The sequence below is a fragment of the Streptomyces sp. M2CJ-2 genome (assembly GCF_016757295.1).
In the GTDB taxonomy this organism is placed as follows: Bacteria; Actinomycetota; Actinomycetes; order Streptomycetales; family Streptomycetaceae; genus Streptomyces.
The window spans coordinates 142,634-159,703 of sequence record NZ_JAESIF010000002.1 but is presented as its reverse complement, the minus strand read 5'-3'; the positions used below and the strand labels follow the sequence as shown (position 1 = coordinate 159,703).

The 17,070-nt window shown below is 71.3% G+C and carries 15 protein-coding genes and 1 tRNA gene; 6 read left to right on the top strand and 10 right to left on the bottom strand.

Going from position 1 to position 17,070, the window contains the following annotated elements; all coding sequences use genetic code 11:
* Positions 1-8: 8 nt before the first annotated feature.
* From JL475_RS03150 to JL475_RS03140, 3 genes are all read right to left on the bottom strand, one after another.
* Positions 9-1,550 carry a Stp1/IreP family PP2C-type Ser/Thr phosphatase gene (locus JL475_RS03150; protein ID WP_202275374.1) on the bottom strand — a complete coding sequence of 514 codons (1,542 nt, stop codon included), beginning with the start codon at positions 1,548-1,550 and terminating at the stop codon, positions 9-11.
* A 141-nt stretch (positions 1,551-1,691) separates the two neighbouring features.
* Positions 1,692-2,201 carry an FHA domain-containing protein gene (locus JL475_RS03145; protein ID WP_109376622.1) on the bottom strand — a complete coding sequence of 170 codons (510 nt, stop codon included), beginning with the start codon at positions 2,199-2,201 and terminating at the stop codon, positions 1,692-1,694.
* 10 nt (positions 2,202-2,211) lie between these two features.
* A complete protein-coding gene (locus tag JL475_RS03140) occupies positions 2,212-3,084 on the bottom strand; it encodes a DUF3662 and FHA domain-containing protein (RefSeq protein WP_202274969.1) in 873 nt (290 codons plus the stop codon).
* 608 nt (positions 3,085-3,692) lie between these two features.
* Here JL475_RS03140 and JL475_RS03135 point away from each other — a divergent pair.
* Positions 3,693-3,776, top strand: a tRNA-Leu gene (locus JL475_RS03135).
* Positions 3,777-4,782: 1,006 nt separating this feature from the next.
* The gene (locus JL475_RS03130) at positions 4,783-6,834 is read left to right on the top strand and encodes a hypothetical protein (RefSeq protein WP_202274968.1); all 2,052 of its coding nucleotides are present in this window, start codon (positions 4,783-4,785) and stop codon (positions 6,832-6,834) included.
* A 357-nt stretch (positions 6,835-7,191) separates the two neighbouring features.
* On the opposite strand, the gene JL475_RS03125 is transcribed toward JL475_RS03130, so the two are convergent.
* Together JL475_RS03125 and JL475_RS03120 are read right to left on the bottom strand one after the other, a co-directional pair.
* Entirely contained in the window at positions 7,192-8,103 is a 912-nt protein-coding gene (locus JL475_RS03125; protein WP_307824961.1) for an NAD-dependent epimerase/dehydratase family protein, read from the bottom strand.
* A gap of 11 nt (positions 8,104-8,114) precedes the next feature.
* Complete coding sequence (locus JL475_RS03120; protein ID WP_202274967.1) at positions 8,115-9,179, bottom strand: ScbA/BarX family gamma-butyrolactone biosynthesis protein; 1,065 nt, start codon at positions 9,177-9,179, stop codon at positions 8,115-8,117.
* Between the two features lie 195 nt (positions 9,180-9,374).
* On the opposite strand from JL475_RS03120, the gene JL475_RS03115 reads away from it, so the two are divergent.
* From JL475_RS03115 to JL475_RS03100, 4 genes are all read left to right on the top strand, one after another.
* Positions 9,375-10,040 carry a ScbR family autoregulator-binding transcription factor gene (locus JL475_RS03115; RefSeq protein WP_202274966.1) on the top strand — a complete coding sequence of 222 codons (666 nt, stop codon included), beginning with the start codon at positions 9,375-9,377 and terminating at the stop codon, positions 10,038-10,040.
* A 320-nt stretch (positions 10,041-10,360) separates the two neighbouring features.
* Positions 10,361-11,788, top strand: a complete 1,428-nt coding sequence (locus JL475_RS03110) for a DUF2252 domain-containing protein (RefSeq protein WP_202275370.1) — start codon at positions 10,361-10,363, stop codon at positions 11,786-11,788.
* 175 nt (positions 11,789-11,963) lie between these two features.
* Positions 11,964-12,812 carry a hypothetical protein gene (locus JL475_RS03105; RefSeq protein ID WP_202274965.1) on the top strand — a complete coding sequence of 283 codons (849 nt, stop codon included), beginning with the start codon at positions 11,964-11,966 and terminating at the stop codon, positions 12,810-12,812.
* A 93-nt stretch (positions 12,813-12,905) separates the two neighbouring features.
* On the top strand, positions 12,906-13,235 hold the full coding sequence (locus tag JL475_RS03100; RefSeq protein ID WP_202275368.1) for a rhodanese-like domain-containing protein: 330 nt from the start codon (positions 12,906-12,908) through the stop codon (positions 13,233-13,235).
* Positions 13,236-13,275: 40 nt separating this feature from the next.
* On the opposite strand, the gene JL475_RS03095 is transcribed toward JL475_RS03100, so the two are convergent.
* From JL475_RS03095 to paaA, 5 genes are read right to left on the bottom strand one after another with little or no spacing between them, the layout of a single operon-like run.
* The gene (locus JL475_RS03095) at positions 13,276-14,334 is read right to left on the bottom strand and encodes a 2Fe-2S iron-sulfur cluster-binding protein (RefSeq protein WP_202274963.1); all 1,059 of its coding nucleotides are present in this window, start codon (positions 14,332-14,334) and stop codon (positions 13,276-13,278) included.
* On the bottom strand, positions 14,334-14,906 hold the full coding sequence (gene paaD, locus JL475_RS03090) for a 1,2-phenylacetyl-CoA epoxidase subunit PaaD (protein ID WP_202274961.1): 573 nt from the start codon (positions 14,904-14,906) through the stop codon (positions 14,334-14,336). Before paaD ends, JL475_RS03095 begins: the two co-directional genes overlap by 1 nt.
* A complete protein-coding gene (gene paaC / locus JL475_RS03085; protein ID WP_202274950.1) occupies positions 14,900-15,655 on the bottom strand; it encodes a 1,2-phenylacetyl-CoA epoxidase subunit PaaC in 756 nt (251 codons plus the stop codon). The genes paaD and paaC overlap by 7 nt, the downstream gene beginning before the upstream one ends.
* On the bottom strand, positions 15,652-15,939 hold the full coding sequence (gene paaB, locus JL475_RS03080; protein ID WP_055574617.1) for a 1,2-phenylacetyl-CoA epoxidase subunit PaaB: 288 nt from the start codon (positions 15,937-15,939) through the stop codon (positions 15,652-15,654). The genes paaC and paaB overlap by 4 nt, the downstream gene beginning before the upstream one ends.
* Positions 15,936-16,973, bottom strand: a complete 1,038-nt coding sequence (paaA, locus tag JL475_RS03075; RefSeq protein WP_202274938.1) for a 1,2-phenylacetyl-CoA epoxidase subunit PaaA — start codon at positions 16,971-16,973, stop codon at positions 15,936-15,938. Before paaA ends, paaB begins: the two co-directional genes overlap by 4 nt.
* Positions 16,974-17,070: the final 97 nt, after the last annotated feature.

Below are 17,070 nucleotides of genomic sequence, written 5' to 3'. Positions count from 1 at the left end.
CGGCTTGCCTACTGCTTACCGCACAGCGAGACGACCTTCTGCTCTTCCTCCGAGAGGCTGGGGCCGGGGCTGGGAGTAGGTGCGGTCGTGGACTGGGGCGTGGACTTCTGCGGAGCCTCGGTCGAACCCGAGGGGTTCGGCGTCGGCGTGTTGGACGTGAAGGAAGCGGGTGTGGTTCCCGTGGTGCCTCCGGCCTCGCCCTCGCCGGTCTTCGCGTTGTTCTCGCTCTCGGCGGCGCGTCGCTCGGCCTCCTTCCTGCACGCGGAGGCCTGTACCGCGAGTTCGTCGATCTTCGACCGGGCGCCGTGCAGGTCGCCCTCGGCGATGGTCGCCTCGACCAGCTTCCGCTGGTAGGGCGGCAGGTACTTGAGTTCGATCTCGGGGTGGTCCTTCTCGACCTTCGACAGCGAGACCCAGGCCAGGTCCTGGCTGATGCCCTGGTAGAGCGCGACGTGCTCGCCGTTGGTGCCGACGTAGTACTGGGTCTGCGTCCAGCGCCAGCCGCCGTACACGCCGCCGCCGAGGACGGCGAGGGTGAGCAGGCTGAAGAAGGAGCGCTTGATCCACTTTCGGCTCTTGCGGGGCTTGACGAAGTCGTTCTCGTCGTAGCCGAAGCCGTCGGTCTGGATGAAGCCGGTGACGTCGCCGCTGCCGGGCGGGCCGAACTCGCCCCCGCCGCCGCCCTGGCCGCGCCGGCGGCCGAGACCGGCGGCGCGGCCGGCCGGGGTCTGCATGGCGCTGCCGTCGTGCGGCTGGTTCTGGTTCTCGGCGACGGCGCCGACCACGACCGGGGTGTCGGACAGCTGGCCGGCCAGGGTGTCACCGGTGTCGAGGTCGAGGACGTCGGCGACGATCACGGTGATGTTGTCCGGGCCGCCGCCGCGCAGCGCCAGCTCGATCAGGGTCTGCACGGTGTCCTCGGGACCCTGGTAGCCCGCCAGGGCCTCCTCCAGGGTCTGGTGGGAGACCACGCCGGACAGGCCGTCGGAGCAGATCAGGTACCGGTCGCCGGCCCGGACCTCGCGGATGGAGAGGTCGGGTTCGACGTGTTCGCCGCTGCCGAGGGCCCGCATGAGCAGGGACCGCTGCGGGTGGGTGGTCGCCTCCTCCTCGGTGATCCGGCCCTCGTCCACCAGCCGCTGCACCCAGGTGTGGTCCTGGGTGATCTGGGTGAGGACGCCGTCGCGCAGGAGGTAGGCCCGGGAGTCGCCGACGTGCACCATGCCGAGGCGCTGGCCGGTCCACAGCAGGGCGGTCAGGGTGGTGCCCATGCCCTCGAGCTGGGGGTCCTCCTCGACCATCATGCGCAGCTGGTCGTTGGCGCGCTGCACCGCCGTACCGAGGGAGGTGAGCAGATCGGAGCCGGGAACGTCGTCGTCGAGCGCGACGATGGTGGAGATGGCCTCGGAGGAGGCGACCTCGCCGGCCGCGGCGCCGCCCATGCCGTCGGCGATGGCGAGCAGGCGGGGACCGGCGTAACCGGAGTCCTCGTTGCCCTCCCGGATCATCCCCTTGTGTGATCCGGCGGCGAAGCGCAGGGACAGGCTCATGCGCACCTCGCCCGTCGGCTCCGGGTACAGCCGGTCGTGTCGAGCCACACTGCCCACCCTCCGGTCGGGAGCGCGCCGGGGCCCTGGGTCGGGACCCCCACCGCGTGCTCGCTCCGCTCGCGTTCTGTCATTGGTGTAGCACTACTTCCGCAGCTCGATGACGGTCTTGCCGATGCGGATCGGCGCACCCGGTCCAATCGGTGTGGGTGTCGTCAGCCGGGACCGGTCCAGGTACGTGCCGTTCGTGGAGCCCAGGTCCTCGACGATCCACTGGCCGTCGCGGTCCGGGTAGATCCTGGCATGGCGGCTGGAGGCGTAGTCGTCGTCCAGCACGATCGTGCTGTCGTGCGCCCGGCCCAGCGTGATGGTCTGGCCCTGGAGCGCGACGGTGGTGCCGGTGAGGGTGCCCTCGGTCACGACCAGCTTGGTGGGGGCGTTGCGGCCGCGGCGGCCGCCCCCGGACTGCTGGCGCTGCGGCGGCGGTGCCTGCCGGGCGCTCTGTTGCGGCCGGGTGGCCTCCCGGCGTGCTCCGCGCTGGGTGACCCGCGTACCGAAGAGGTCACTGCGGATGACCTGCACGGCCACGATCACGAACAGCCACAGTACGGCCAGGAAACCCAGCCGCATGACCGTGAGGGTCAGCTCTGACATTGCCCCCGCTTCACCCTTCGGCTTGCCGGTAAATGATGGTGGTGCTGCCCACGACGATCCGCGAGCCGTCGCGGAGCGTAGCGCGGGTGGTGTGCTGTCCGTCCACCACGATGCCGTTGGTGGACCCGAGATCCTGGATCGTCGAGGGCGTTCCGGTCCGGATCTCGCAGTGCCGACGGGAGACGCCGGGGTCGTCGATCCGTACGTCGGCCTCGGTGCTGCGGCCCAGTACCAGCGTCGCGTCGGAGATCTGGTGGCGGTTGCCGTTGATCTCGATCCAGTAGCGGGTGCGGCCGGCGGACGGGGGTGCGGCGGGGGGCCGCTGGCCGCCCGCGGCCGGCGGGTAGCCGTAGCCGCCGGGGCGGCCGCCGGGCGGCGGCGCGGCCGGCATGGGCGGGGCTCCCGCGGGAGCGACCGGCGGGTAGCCGTAGCCGCCGGGGCGGCCGGTGGGCGGGGAGCCCGTGCCGGGGCCCGCGGGGCCGGGGCCGGTGGGGCCCGCCTGGCTGCTGGAGGAGGCGAGCGTACGGCTGCGCACCCGGTACAGGCCGGTGTCGAGGTCCTCCGCCTTCTCCAGGTGCACCTTGATGGGGCCCATGAAGGTGTAGCGCTGCTGCTTGGCGTAGTCGCGCACCATGCCGGCGAGTTCGTCACCGAGCTGCCCGGAGTACGGGCTGAGCCGCTCGTAGTCGGGGGTGCTCAGTTCGACGATGAAGTCGTTGGGGACGACGGTGCGGTCGCGGTTCCAGATGGTCGCGTTGTTGTCGCACTCCCGCTGGAGTGCTCCCGCGATCTCCACGGGCTGCACCTCGGACTTGAACACCTTGGCGAAGGTGCCGTTGACCAGGCCTTCGAGCCGCTGCTCGAATTTCTTCAGGACTCCCATGGGGCACCTCCTCCGTCGTCGCCGTCCTGTGTACTGCCCTGTCCACTGCGTCTACTGCCCGGTGCGCCGGTCCGTGCACCGTCTACCTGGTACTGCTTACTGATCGTATCCACGCCCCGGTCGATCGGCTGGTTCCCCCTGCTTGCCCGGCCGGCCGGTGTCGACGCCTGACGGAGCTCCCTCGGAGTTCCCTCCGGGGGCCCCTTCGAACTCCTTCGGCCGTGCTCGTGCGAGCCGCCCTGCCATGGATCGTAGAGGGGACTGTGGACCAGTGTCCCGCACGCGGCTGTGCACTCCGTCCGGCACCTGGGGAGACGGGGGCTACCGGTACGAGGTTGATACGTGAAGTGGTTCTGCTGGAGGGGATGGGGACAGTTCCATGCGCATCCATGCCCATCCATACCCATTGACACCTGTCCATGCGTGCGTGTCCGGGACGCGGCACCGTTTCTGTTCGAGGTGTGACGTCACCGCGCGGCGGTGCTGCTCGGGCGGGTGGGGTCCGGGGCGGGTGGAAAGGGATGTGAATCCACCTCGATCAGCGTGCTAATGTTCTGGTGTCGGAAGGCGCCGAACCACTACAGGGCGGGGCCGAGGACACACCCAATGCGCGGGTGGCGGAATAGGCAGACGCGCTGGATTCAGGTTCCAGTGCCCGCAAGGGCGTGGGGGTTCAACTCCCCCCTCGCGCACAACGAGAAAACGGCGGAACGGGTCGCTGCAGGTGACGGAAGTCACGGCAGGGGCCCGTTTCTCGTTGGCTGAGGGTTGTGGGGCGAGGCGCAGCCTGGTTGAAGCAGGGGCCCCGCCCGTGAGGTATCTCACGGGCGGGGCCCCTGCTTCGTCTGGCCGTGGTTCGTCGGTGTTCGCCCGGCTCGCGGCCGCGTCCTCGCTCTCGCTCGAGGGCAGCCCCCGCACCTGCTTCGCCTTTCGACGCCTGCCGGACGCGTGGGAGCGGGCCGCACGCACCCGCCCAGCGGTGTCCCGCCGTGCTCCAGGGCGGCCAACCGCCCGGTGCGCGGCCCGGCGCGAACCGACTCCGGCAGCCGGTCGAGACCCGACGTGAGGTCGGTCTCCCCTGCGCCCGGATCATGGTGGACCACAGCCGTACGCGTCGGCGGCGAGGCCTGGTCAGCCTCGTGGCCTTTCCCGTGACCATGCTCGTCCCGCTCGCCCGGACCGGCTTCTCGGCCACGGCACTCCTGGCTTGTGCCGCTGTTCGGCCCTTCCTCGCCGACCTGAGGGCGTGGGGGCCCTTCCCCGCCCGATGCCGGTACACGGATCCCGCCCGGTGCACAGCTGCCGCGCAGGCCACCCCTTCAGGCGTCCGACGCGACTTCGGGTGCCCGCGCCTCGTGTCCTTTTCTCCGGGTTCTCCGGGTTCTCCGGGATCCGGCCGTGGTGGCGCGGTGATCACGGCAATCCAATGGACGCGGGCGCCGCATCCCCCGACTCCCGCACCGCGGGCCCGCGCGCCGTCGAATCCGACCGCAGGCGATGGACACGGGGGCGTACGCATGACGGTCGACCGAGCGTCACGCAGGTCCTGAAGCGGGTGCGTCGGGTCCGCCCGATTCACGTGCCGAGAAAGTTACCTCTCGTTACGCAACCATTCACCCCATCTACATGTCGAACACATGTATTACCCAACTCTCGGCCGGCTTCCGAGCCGCATCCTGGAAGGGACATCGAGCAACCATGCTCCAACCGCTGCGTGCCGCGCTGCGCATACACACATGGGGCGGATTTGCGCTGGCGCTTCTGCTCGGGGCGAGCTATGCGGCGCTACCGTTGTTCGCTCTGCTCCCTCATCTGTGGGGGTTCATCGCCGCGTCAGCCGTCAGCTATGTCGCGGACGCGTGGCTGCACCGCGTCGAGCCCGCTTTCATCCGTCGGCTGGCCGCGCTCAGGGTGGACCGGGTCACGCGCTTCCTGGCCCGTGACGTGCTGCTTCTCATGCTGGCGGTACGCATGGAGGCGCCCGAGTCCGTGCTGGCCGCCGGACTGTTCGTGGTGGGTGCCCAGTTCGGGATACTCGTGTTCTACACCGCGCTGCACCGCATCGTCCGCCGGGAGCGGACGCTCCCGGTCGCCGTGCGCAACATGGACATGAGCGACGCGGGCATCCCCAAGGCTCCGCCGCCCCTGCTGTTCCGCCGCTACCTGCGCCGGATGCTCCACCTCGACCTGCCGATGCACGCGGGGCTGCTCGCCGGTCTGGCGACCGCCGGCTGGTCCTTCACCAAGGCCGGATACGCGGTGAGCCTCGGCCTGTCCGCTCTCCTGCTGCTGGCACTGGCCGCACAGGTGCGAACGGCCCGCCGGACGCCGCAGCGGGAGGAGATCATCGCCACACTCAACCGGCAGCTGGCCGACTACCGGCCGGAGGTGGCCCTGTACTTCAGCTTCGCCGCGGTCTCCCGGGACTTCATGTACCAGGTCAACATGTGGATCGAAACCCTGGAGAACCTCGACCGCCGTCCGCTGATCATCCTGCGGGAACGTGCCTCCTTCTCCTACCTCAGCCGCACCCGCCTCCCGGTCGTGTGCGTGCCCAGGGCCGACGACCTGGCCCAACTCGACCTGCCCGAACTGAAGGTGGTGCTGTACCCGGGCAACGCGGGCAAGAACGTCCACATGCTGCGCGTCGCCGAGGCCAAGCACGTCTTCATCGGCCACGGCGACAGCGACAAGCTCGCCAGCAGCAACCGGGTCAGCAAGGTGTACGACGAGATCTGGGTGGCCGGACGCGCAGGCCGCGACCGCTACCAGCGGATCCGGCACGCCATCGACGACGCCGCGATCGTGGAGGTCGGCCGTCCCCAGCTGGCCCCGATCCGACTGCACGCCGAGCACGTACCCGGTCCGCTGCCCACCGTGCTGTACGCGCCGACCTGGGAAGGCTGGAGCGACGACGACTGCCACACCTCCCTGATCCCCATGGGTACGGACCTGGTCAGTGCCCTGCTCGACGAGGGCGTGCGGGTCCTGTACAAACCGCATCCGTTGACCGGCAAGCGCTCCGCCGAAGCCGCAGCCGCCGACCAGGCCATCCGTGAGATGCTCGACGCCGACAACCGCCGACGCCAGTCCGCCGACGCCCTGCCCGACCTCGACGCCGAGCCGGAGCCGCGGATGCGGGAGATCAGGGAACGGCTCAACGAACTCGCCGGCCGCAACCGAACCGGCGACGACGCCCAGCAGACGCGTGACGCGCGGTTGCCGGACCACACCGGCTCCGACGAGTGGCACGCACTGGAAGCTGAATGGCACCACCTCTTCTGGAGCCGCACCGGCCCCCTCCGCCACCAGGTGATCACCGGTCAACTGCCCACCCTGTACGAGTGCTTCAACCAGGCGGACATCCTCATCAGCGACGTCTCATCCGTCGTCGCCGACTTCGTCGCGAGTCTCAAGCCGTACGTCCTGACCAACGCCAATGATCTGCCCGACGAGGAATTCCGTGCCGCCTACACCACTGCGGGCGGCGCCTATCTCCTCGACCGGGCCTGCACCCGACTGCCGGAGATCCTGCGGTCGGTGCGAGAGCCACGCCATGACCCGATGGCACTCGACCGGCACACGCTCAAGGAGTACGTCCTCGGTCCCGACCAGCCCACCTCGATGGAGCGGTTCAACACCGCCGTCAACGCTCTCGCCGACACGGCCTTCCTCCACCAGCAGGAGCAGGAACCGAGCGGCACGCTGTTGGTACCGGCCCTCGACGCGAACCGAGCCGACCTGAGCTGACGGGCAGGGTGATCGGCGGCTGGTTCACTGTGGCCGGCGGACCGCTGCGGCGAGGAGGCCGTGGCGGTCCTGCTGTCACGCCCGCTGAGGGATCTCGGCGAACACGACCGGGCGCGGGCGCGGTGGGATGCGGTCCAGAACCTGTGAGGGAAATCTCATGGCACTCCGCGTCGGGAATCGGCTTGACGCGTACCAGGATCCACAGAAGCCAGGGCGCTCCATCACGTCTGAGCCCGTGACTGCGGTTGCGGCAGCAGGCGTGATGCGAATTCTTGTCCCGGTCGACAAACCGACGGATTGGTTCGACGACGGGGTGACGGACGGGCACGAGCGCGGGCCGGCCCGCGGGGGAGCCGGTCAGGGAGCGCCGACGAACGACCGGTACCAAGAGGCCGCACGGGGAAAGGCGTGGGCGAAGGCGTCGCCCGGGGAGCAGTTCAGGGTGCTCCAGAAGGTGTCGTCCCTGAACCAGTGGTCGACGGTGAGCATGCCGAGGTGGTGCAGGGCGCGCGGCGAGTCGGCGGCTCGCGCGTAGGCGGTCGTGACGTCCACCGTGGCCCCCTCGGCGGGCTGTTCCACCTGGGCGCACACGGCCGCGAGCAGGGCCGACGCGGATACGGGCTCCGGATGGTTGACGTAGTGGACACCGGGCTCGAGGGCCGGGGAGAGCGCCGCGGTGACGGCGGCGCGGCCCAGGGTGCCCACGTCGATCATCGAGTGCAGGGCTTCGCAGCCCGTCACGGTCGCCGACAGCTCCCGCAGGAGTTCGACCACTCCGGGCACCATCCAGCGGTCGCCCTCGCCGTACACCAGGTGGGGTCGCAGCACCAGGCCGCCCGCGTCGAGGACGTGCCGCTCGGCGGCGGCACGGGTGCGGCTGGTGGCGGAGGCGGGGGCGACGGGGGCCTCGCCCGGCCGTACGCCGTGGAAGGGGCCCCGGCCGTGGACGGCGGCGGTGCTCACGTGGAGGATGCGGCGCACCCCGCTGCGCACCGCTTCCTCCACCAGGGCTCTCGTGCCCCGGTCGTTGACCGCCGCGAGCGATTCCGGGTCGCCGCTCACGCGTGAGGCGCAGTGGACGAGTACGTCGACGCCGGTGCAACTGCCGTACAGGGACGCGGGATCGGCGAGATCGCCGGGTACGGTCTCGACGGGTGTGCTGAGGGTTCGGCGAGACAGCAGACGGACGTGGGTGTCCGGGCGTCGGTGTGCGGCCGCCGCGACCCGGCTGCCGATGAAGCCGGTGCCGCCCGTGATCAGAAGGTTCACCGTTCTCAGCGTCACAGCGGCGAACGTACCGGGGCGTGGTCCGGGGTGCGGCCGTGAGGTGCTGAGGTGAGGGTGGCGGTGAAGACGGGCATGTCGTCCTGCCGGCCGGAGACCTGTACGGTCACCTCGCCGTTCTCGGCGTCGGCGTCGGCGTCGGCGTCGGCGTCGGCCTTGTCCTTGTCGAGGACTTCGGCTTCGAGCAGGCAGGGGCTGTCCAGTTCGGCGTAGCGGCTGAAGGAGACGGCCATGTCGGTCGGCAGGAAGGACCGCCTGCCGGATGCCGCGGTCGCGGCCTGGCGGGCCGCCTCGAACAGGACCATGCCGGGGACGTGGTCGTTGGGCCGGGAGAAGAGCACGGGGTGGCCGGTGTCGACCCGCAGGAGCCAGGTGCCGGGGCGGTCGGCGGGGGCGAGGACGACGTCCTGCGCACGGTCGCGGCCGACCAGTTCGGGGGCGACGGGGGGCGGCAGGGGTATCGCGCTGTCCATGGCGTCCAACTGCCGGGCCCGCAGGCGCCGGTAGGCGGCCGGTGAGGTGCAGCCGGTGCTGCCGGTGCCCCGGGCGACGAGCCCTCCCGCGCGGCGGAAATCCATGGTGGTCCGCATGCTGCTCAGACCGCGTCCTCGGCGGCGCACCTCGGAGCAGACGACGTCGATGGCGACCGGCTCGGCGGCGTCCGCGAGCAACAGTCCGGAGGGGTCCGCGGTGACCGACAGATCCCACATGACGAAGTGTGTGTCGAGTGGGGTGCCGAACTCGGCGTGGGCGAGGGCCATCGTGGTCTGGCGCAGGGTCTCGCCGATGATCATCGGGTCCTGGTGGCGGTCGTCGGCCGGGCCGAAGAAGGAGTGGTCGGCGGGCCAGTGCGCGGTGACGCGGAAGGCGAGGTCGGAGAGGCGTATCCAGTCCGTGGGGAAGACGTCCGCCGCGCGGGTGCGGTGCGCGAGTCGCTCGGTGACCCTGGTGGTGCCGGGGCCGGTGTGGGCACCGGCAGCCCGGCCGGCCGCGTTTGCGGGCTCGCCCCCCTGTTCGGTCTGATCCTCCGTGGTCGTACTTGAGGGACCTGACTGCGGCATGGCAACCCCTCGGCTGGACGGCTGGACGGCCTGGATCCGGTCGACTTTCGCACTAAGATACGGACGAGCCGGTTTTTTTCAAGGGTGATCCATACCGTTGGAGACGAGCCCACGCGCCCGCACGGCATCATGCACGGCGCCCGCGCGGCGACTTCACGGCGATCCATGAGATCCACGGAGATCAGGAGGCACCCGATGGCGCGACAGGAGCGCGCGATCCGCACACGGCGGACCATTCTGGCCGCGGCCGCGGCCGTCTTCGACGAACGCGGCTACACCTCCGCGACCATCGGGGAGATCCTGGACCGGGCCGGGGTGACCAAGGGCGCCCTGTACTTCCACTTCGGCTCCAAGGAGGAGCTGGCGCTCGGCATCTTCGAGGAGCAATTGGCGGTCACCCTGCCGCCCCAGTCGAGCAAGCTCCAGGAACTCGTCGACTCCGGTCTGGTGCTGGCCCTGCGGCTGCGGACCGATCCGCTGGTGCGGGCCAGTGTCGGACTGGCCCTGGACCAAGGGGCGTTGGGCCTGGACCGGACCCCGGCGTTCCGTATGTGGATCGACCAGACCACCCGGACCCTGGCCGAGGCGAAGGCGGGGGGTGAACTGCTGCCGCACGTCGAAGCGACGGAGACGGCGGAGTTGTTGGTCGCGAGTTACTCGGGGGTGCAGCTCCTCTCGCAACTGCGCTGCCAGCGGCAGGATCTGGAGCACCGGGTCGTCGTGCTGTTCCAGCACATGCTGCCGGGCATCGCGGTCCCGGCGGTGCTGGCCCGGCTGGACATCTCGGTGGACCGCGCCCAGCGGGCCCTCGCGGAGGGACGGCTGGAACCGGTCGGGGGAGATGTCGCCGAGGCGGGGTAGGCGGGCGTGGGCGTGGGCACGGTGAGGCCGAGGTCGGCAGTTGTGGCGGGCAGTCGCAGGGGCGCGTGTGGGTGAGGGGGTCGTCCACAGCCCCGGAGTCGTCCACAGGACCTGACGCGTTTCGCCCATGGAGTTGTACGGTCGGCACGGTTGATCTCTTGGCCTGCGCCGATTCCTGTGTCGACGCAGGGCCGACGGTCGTTCGTGTCGGTTGTCGATGCGTGCGCGTGGTCGAGCGTGTGTACGGGCGTACGTGTGGGCGTACGGGGGAGGCGGTTGCTGTGACCGAGATCGTTGACGGTGGGACCGGTACGGAAGGGATGCCTGCGCGGACGGGACCGGACGGCCGGGCGGCCGGTGAGGTGCGGCGGCTGCCGCGTGTACGGGGCTTCGCCGCATGGCCGCCCCAGGGCTCGGCCAAGGAGGACGGCAAGGCCCTGCGCCGGCTGGTCCCCCGCAGCGCCCACGCCGCTCTCGACCTGGACCCCTCCCGCCCCGACGCGGTGAGCGCGGTCGAGGAGTCCAGCCGCGGCCGGCTGCCCGAGCTGACGCCGATACGTGTGGGCAGGATGGCGGCGACACCGTTCGCCTTCCTGCGCGGCGCGGCGGGCCTCATGGGCCACGACCTGGCCCGCACCCCCATGACGCGGATCCGCGCGCAGATATGCGGCGACGCGCACGCGGCCAACTTCGGCCTGTACGGCGACGCGCGCGGCGGACTGGTCATCGATCTGAACGACTTCGACGAGACGGCGTGGGGCCCCTGGGAGTGGGACGTCAAGCGGCTCGCCACCTCGCTGGTGCTCGCGGGACGGGAGGTCGGCGCGGACGAGGACACCTGCCGCAAGGCCGCCCGTGACGTGGTGGGCGCCTACCGCCGCACGATGCGGCTGCTGGCCAAGCTGCCGGTGCTGGACGCCTGGAACGCCATCGCCGACGAGGAGCTGGTCTCCCACACCGACGCGCACGATCTGCTGGGCACCCTGGAGCGGGTCTACGCGAAGGCCCGCGCCAACACCAGCGGCCGTTTCGCGGCCAAGTCCACCGAGGCGACGGCGGACGGCGGACGTCGTTTCGTCGACGCCCCGCCGGTACTGCGGCGCGTCGACGACGCCGAGGCCGCCGCGGTGGCCCACTCCCTGGAGGAGTACGTCGGCACCCTCCAGCCGGACCGGCTTCCGCTGCTGGCCCGGCACGCGGTGCAGGACGTGGCGTTCCGCGTGGTCGGCACGGGCAGCGTGGGCACCCGCTCGTATGTCGTGCTGCTCCTGGACCACCGGGGCGAGCCCCTGGTCCTCCAGGTGAAGGAGGCCCGCGCCTCGGCGCTGGTCCCGCATCTGCTGACGGCCGGCTTCGACGTCCCCGACGCCGACCACGAGGGCCGGCGCGTGGTCCTGGGCCAGAAGAGGATGCAGGTGGTCAGCGACAACCTGCTGGGCTGGACGACCGTCGAGGGGCGGCCCTTCCAGGTCCGGCAGTTCCGCAACCGCAAGGGCAGCGTCGACCCGACGGCCCTGGCCGCCGACCAGGTCGACGACTACGCCCGCATGACCGGCGCCCTCCTGGCCCGTGCCCACTCCCACAGCGCCGACCCCCGCCGGATCGCCGGCTACTGCGGCAAGAACGACGAGCTCGACGAGGCGATGGCCGACTTCGCGCTCCGCTACGCCGACCGTACGGAGGCCGACCACGCGGACCTGGTGGCGGCGGTGCGGTCGGGTCGGATCGCGGCGGAGACGGGGGTCTGAGCAGCGGGGCGGCGTGGGGCAGGACCGGGTGTCCGCGTTCCGTTTCCGATGCCCCGTCGGTGGGTCGACAGGGGGGGCTGGCAGGTGATCCGGCCTGCGGTTCGGCGGGCCGGGCCGGTGCCGGGAGCGGGCCGGGTGGGCTCCGGGGGCGGCGGTGGTGGCCTACGCTGTGCGGGTGACGACCTCGGAGGGTGAGCAGGGTGGTGGCGGCGCCGGTGCGGAGCAGCAGGTGACGGCCGAAGGTGGTGCGCAGCGGCCCGAGGCGAGGCTGGAGCAGGCCGTGCGAGCCGCCGAGCAGGCGCTGATCGAGTTCGAGATCGCGGTGGACACCTTCCGCATCGAGGTCGAGAACTTCTCCCGGCTGCACGAGCAGCGGCTCGGCCCCATGTATCTGCGCCTCGAGGAACTGGATGCCCGGATCCTGGAGGCCAAGGCGGACCGCACCGGTGATCCCGAGGACCGTCGGCTGGCCGAGGACGCGCGCTCCCGGTTGCTGCCGATCCCCAGTGTGGAGCAGCTGCTGAACGGCTGGATGGACGGCGACGGTCTCTTCCCGGAGGCCGCAGCCATGCTCACGGACCAGCCGGTCCGGACCCCGGAGCGGGTGCGGCCCAGCGAGGAGGCCCGCAAGCTCTACCGCGACCTCGCCCGCAAGGCGCATCCGGACCTGGCGCAGGAGGAGCCGGAACGCCGCCGCCGCGAGGAGTTCATCACCCGTGTCAACGCCGCCTACGCCCGCGGCAGCGAGGCGGAGCTGCGCGAGCTCACCGAGGAATGGGCCGCGGGCCCGAAGCCGAAGGAGCAGGCCCCGAGTGCCGTCGACGAGCTCTACGCCCGGCTCGAGTGGCTCGCCCAGCGCAAGGAACTGCTCACGCTGGTCGCGAAGGAACTCGAGGAGGGCGCCATCGGCTCGATGCTCCGACTGGCCCCGGACGACCCGGACGGTCTCCTGGAGGAGATAGCCGAGCAGCTGCGCGCCCAGGTGACCGAACGCGAGGCGGAGCTGGCGGCCCTGCAGGGCTGAGATGTGGAGCGGCCGGAACCCCGGCCGCCCCGCGGTGTGAAGTCCGGCTCGGTTGCTTCCGGTAGCGTCGGGGGCATGAGTTTTGCGACTGGGGTGCCCACGGTCGGGGTCACGGACCTCGAGGACGGCGATTTCCTGTTGGACGTCCGTGAGGACGACGAGTGGAAGTCCGGCCATGCCGAAGGGGCGCTGCACATCCCGATCAGCGAGTTCGTCGCCCGGTACGGCGAGCTGACCGAGGCGGCCCCGCAGGACGGCCGGGTGCATGTCATCTGCCGTTCCGGCGGGCGCTCCGCCCAGGTCACCATGTATCTGGTCCAGCAGGGCATCGACGCCGTGAACGTGGCGGGCGGGATGCAGGTGTGGGAGTCGTCGGGGCGCTCCGTGGTCACGGATGACGGGCAGCCCGGACACGTCCTGTAGTCCGGATGCCGGAACAGGCTCCGGAAGCGGGCGACGGGCGTCAGCGGTCGAAGTCCAGCTCCACCCTCTCCGTCACCGGATGCGACTGACAGGCCAGTACGTAGCCCGCCTCGGTCTCCTCCGACTCCAGCGCGAAGTTGCGGTTCATCCGCACCTCGCCCGAGACGAGAAAGGCACGGCAGGTTCCGCACACCCCGCCCTTGCAGGCGTAGGGGGCGTCGGGGCGGTTGCGCAGCACCGTTTCCAGCAGGGACTCGCCGTCCTGGACGGGCCAGGTGCCGCCGCGCCCGTCGAGCAGGGCGGTGACCGTGCTGTGGGCGGGGGCCGGTGCCGCGGGGGCGACCGGTGTGCCGGTGTCCACGTGGAAGATCTCTTCGTGGATGCGGGAGCGGGCCACACCCAGGCCGCGCAGAGCCCGCTCCGCCCCCTCCACCAGCCCGTACGGGCCACACAGGAACCAGCCGTCCACCTGCTCCACGGGCAGCAGCGCCGGCAGCAGCGCGGTAAGCCGCTCCTGGTCGAGCCGCCCGGACGGCAGCCCTGCCTGCTGCTCCTCCCGGGACAGCACCGTCACCAGCTGGAGCCGTTCGGTGTAGCGGTCCTTCAGGTCGGCCACCTCCTCCAGGAACATCGTCGAGGCGGCCGTGCGGTCACTGCGGATCAGGCAGAACCGGGCCTCGGGCTCGCGTCTCAGCAGGGTCGAGACGATGGACAGCACCGGCGTGATGCCGCTTCCGCCGACGATCGCCGCGTACCGGCCGGGCGCGGGCCGGAGGGTGAACCGGCCCGCCGGGGTCATCACCTCCAGCTCGTCCCCGACGCCGATCTCCTTCAGGGCGTACGTCGAGAAGGCCCCGCCGTCGACCAGCCGCACCCCCACCCGCAGTGTGCCGGGCCCTTGGCCGTCGGGCGCCGGGGAGCAGATGGAGTAGGTGCGCCGGATGTCCTCGCCGTCGGCCCTGCGCCGCAGGGTGAGGTGCTGGCCCGGGGCGTGGCGGTACTGCTCGCGCAGTTCCGGGGGGACGGTGAGGGTGAGGGCCACGGAGTCGTCGGTGAGCCGCTCTACCGCGGCCACCCGGAGCCGGTGGAAGCGCGCCATCACAACTCCTTGAAGTGGTCGAACGGTTCGAGGCAGGCCAGGCACCGGCGCAGCGCCTTGCACGCCGTGGACGAGAAACGGCTGAGCAGTTCGGTGTCGGCGGAGCCGCAGTACGGGCACCGCACCGGCTCCGGAGCGGCGGACGCCTCGCCGGCCGGCGGGGCGCCGGCCAGCGGGTCGCGGGTGCGGGTCGGCCCGAGGCCCACCGGGACCGCGCCGGACGGCGGCCGTACACGAGGCGGGGCGATGCCGAACTCCCGCAGCTTGCGCCGCCCCTCCTCGGTGATGTCGTCGGTCGACCAGGCGGGCGCGAGCACCCTGCGGACGGTGACCTCACGCACGCCGTGTCTGCGCAGGACCCGCTCTATGTCCGCCGACATCGCCTCGACGGCCGGGCACCCCGTGTACGTGGGGGTCAGCTCGACCTCGACGGCGTCCGTTCCGCGCGCGTGCACCGCGCGCACCACGCCCAGCTCGCGCAGGGTCAGCACGGGCAGTTCGGGGTCGGGCACCGAACCGGCCAGTTCCAGGAGTTCGGCCTCCAGCGGGGTGGTGGGCGCCGTGGTCACCATGTCGCCCCCGGGTGGCTGCGGTGCAGGTGCTGCATCTCGGCGAGCATCCGGCCGAAGGACTCGGTGTGCAGTCCCTGGCGGCCGGCACCGGCCGCCCAGGCCCCGACGCGCGGTCCCTCGGGCACGGTGAGGGTGGCCCGGAGCAGTACCCGGGCGATCCGCTCCAGCCAGGCCGTCTCCAGGGCCGGCCAGTCGATGTCGAGGCCCTCGACCGGCTGGAACATCTCACCGGTGTACCGCCACAGGGCGTCCACGGCCCGCTGGGTCCGGGCCCGGCTGGTGTCCGTGCCGTCGCCGAGCCGCAGGGTCCACTGCTCGGCGTGGTCGCGGTGGTAGGAGACCTCCTTGACGGCCTTGCCGGCCAGCGGCGCGAACGGGCCGTCCCCCGCGGCGAGCTCGGTGTGCAGGAGATGCTGGTAGGTGGAGAAGTACAGCTGGCGGACGATGGTGTGGGCGAAGTCGCCGTTCGGCTGTTCCACCAACTGGAGGTTGCGGAAGGCGCGTTCCTCGCGGAGGAACGCCAGCTCGTCCTCGTCGCCGGCCGTCGACAGCAGCACCCGGGCCTGGCCCAGCAGGTCCAGCGCGATGTTGGCGAGGGCTACCTCCTCCTCCAGCACCGGGGCGTTGCCCGCCCACTCGCCCAGGCGGTGGGAGAGCACCAGGGCGTCGTCGCCGAGGGCGAGCGCGGCCGTCGTGCGGGCGGTGTCCTCGGAGGCTGTCTGTGCGGGGGCGCTGGGTGGCGTCGTCACAGGTGCCGCACCCCCTCGGGGATCTCGTAGAACGTCGGGTGCCGGTAGGGCTTGTCGGCGGCCGGTTCGAAGAACGGGTCCTTCTCGTCCGGGGAGGAGGCGGTGACCGCGGACGACGGTACGACCCAGATCGAGACGCCCTCACCGCGGCGGGTGTACAGATCGCGGGCATTGCGCAGGGCGAGCTCCGCGTCCGGGGCGTGCAGGCTGCCGGCGTGGGTGTGGGAGAGCCCCCGGCGGGAGCGCACGAAGACCTCCCACAGGGGCCAGTCGGTGTCGGTCATGTACGGGTCGCTCCTGTCTCGCCGTTCGCGTGCTTGGCCGCGTGGGCCGCTGCCGCCTCCCTGACCCAGGCGCCCTCCTCATGGGAGCGCCTGCGCCGGCTCAGCCGCTCCTCGTTGCACGGGCCGTTGCCCTTGAGGACGTCCCGGAACTCGGCCCAGTCGATCGGGCCGAAGTCGTGGTGCCCCCGCTCCTCGTTCCACCGCAGGTCCGGGTCGGGGAGGGTGAGGCCGAGCGACTCGGCCTGGGGGACGCAGATGTCGACGAAGCGCTGGCGCAGCTCGTCGTTGGAGTGCCGCTTGATCTTCCAGGCCATCGACTGCGCGGAGTGCTGCGACTCGTCGTCGGGCGGGCCGAACATCATCAGGGACGGCCACCACCAGCGGTCCACCGCGTCCTGGGCCATCGCGTGCTGCTCGGGGGTGCCGCGGCTCAGGGCCAGCAGCAGCTCGTAGCCCTGGCGCTGGTGGAAGGACTCCTCCTTGCAGATGCGCACCATGGCGCGCGCGTACGGGCCGTACGAGCAGCGGCACAGGGGCACCTGGTTGGTGATCGCGGCGCCGTCCACCAGCCAGCCGATCGCACCGACGTCGGCCCAGGTCAGCGTGGGGTAGTTGAAGATCGAGGAGTACTTCTGGCGGCCGGAGTGCAGCTTGTCCAGCAGCTCCTCACGGCTGGTGCCGAGGGTCTCGGCGGCGCTGTAGAGGTACAGGCCGTGTCCGGCCTCGTCCTGCACCTTGGCCATCAGGATCGCCTTGCGGCGCAGCGACGGCGCGCGGGTGATCCAGTTGGCCTCCGGCTGCATGCCGATGATCTCGGAGTGCGCGTGCTGGGCGATCTGCCGGACGAGCGTGGCGCGGTAGGCGTCGGGCATCCAGTCGCGCGGTTCGATCCTCTCGTCGGCGGCGACGGCCGCGTCGAAGGCACGCTCGTGTCCCGCGCTGCCGACGAGCGGATCACCGGCGCCGTCACCGGCGCCGTCCGGTGCGTCGTGCGTACGGCCGCCGACCGTGCCGCGAGCGGCTGCTGTCGCCATGAGGTCCCCCTCGACCTTGGTTCTTCTCGACCTGGCTTCTTCTCGACCTGGGCTCTTCCCGGAACACGCTCCCGACCGATCGTTCGGTTCGTGCGAT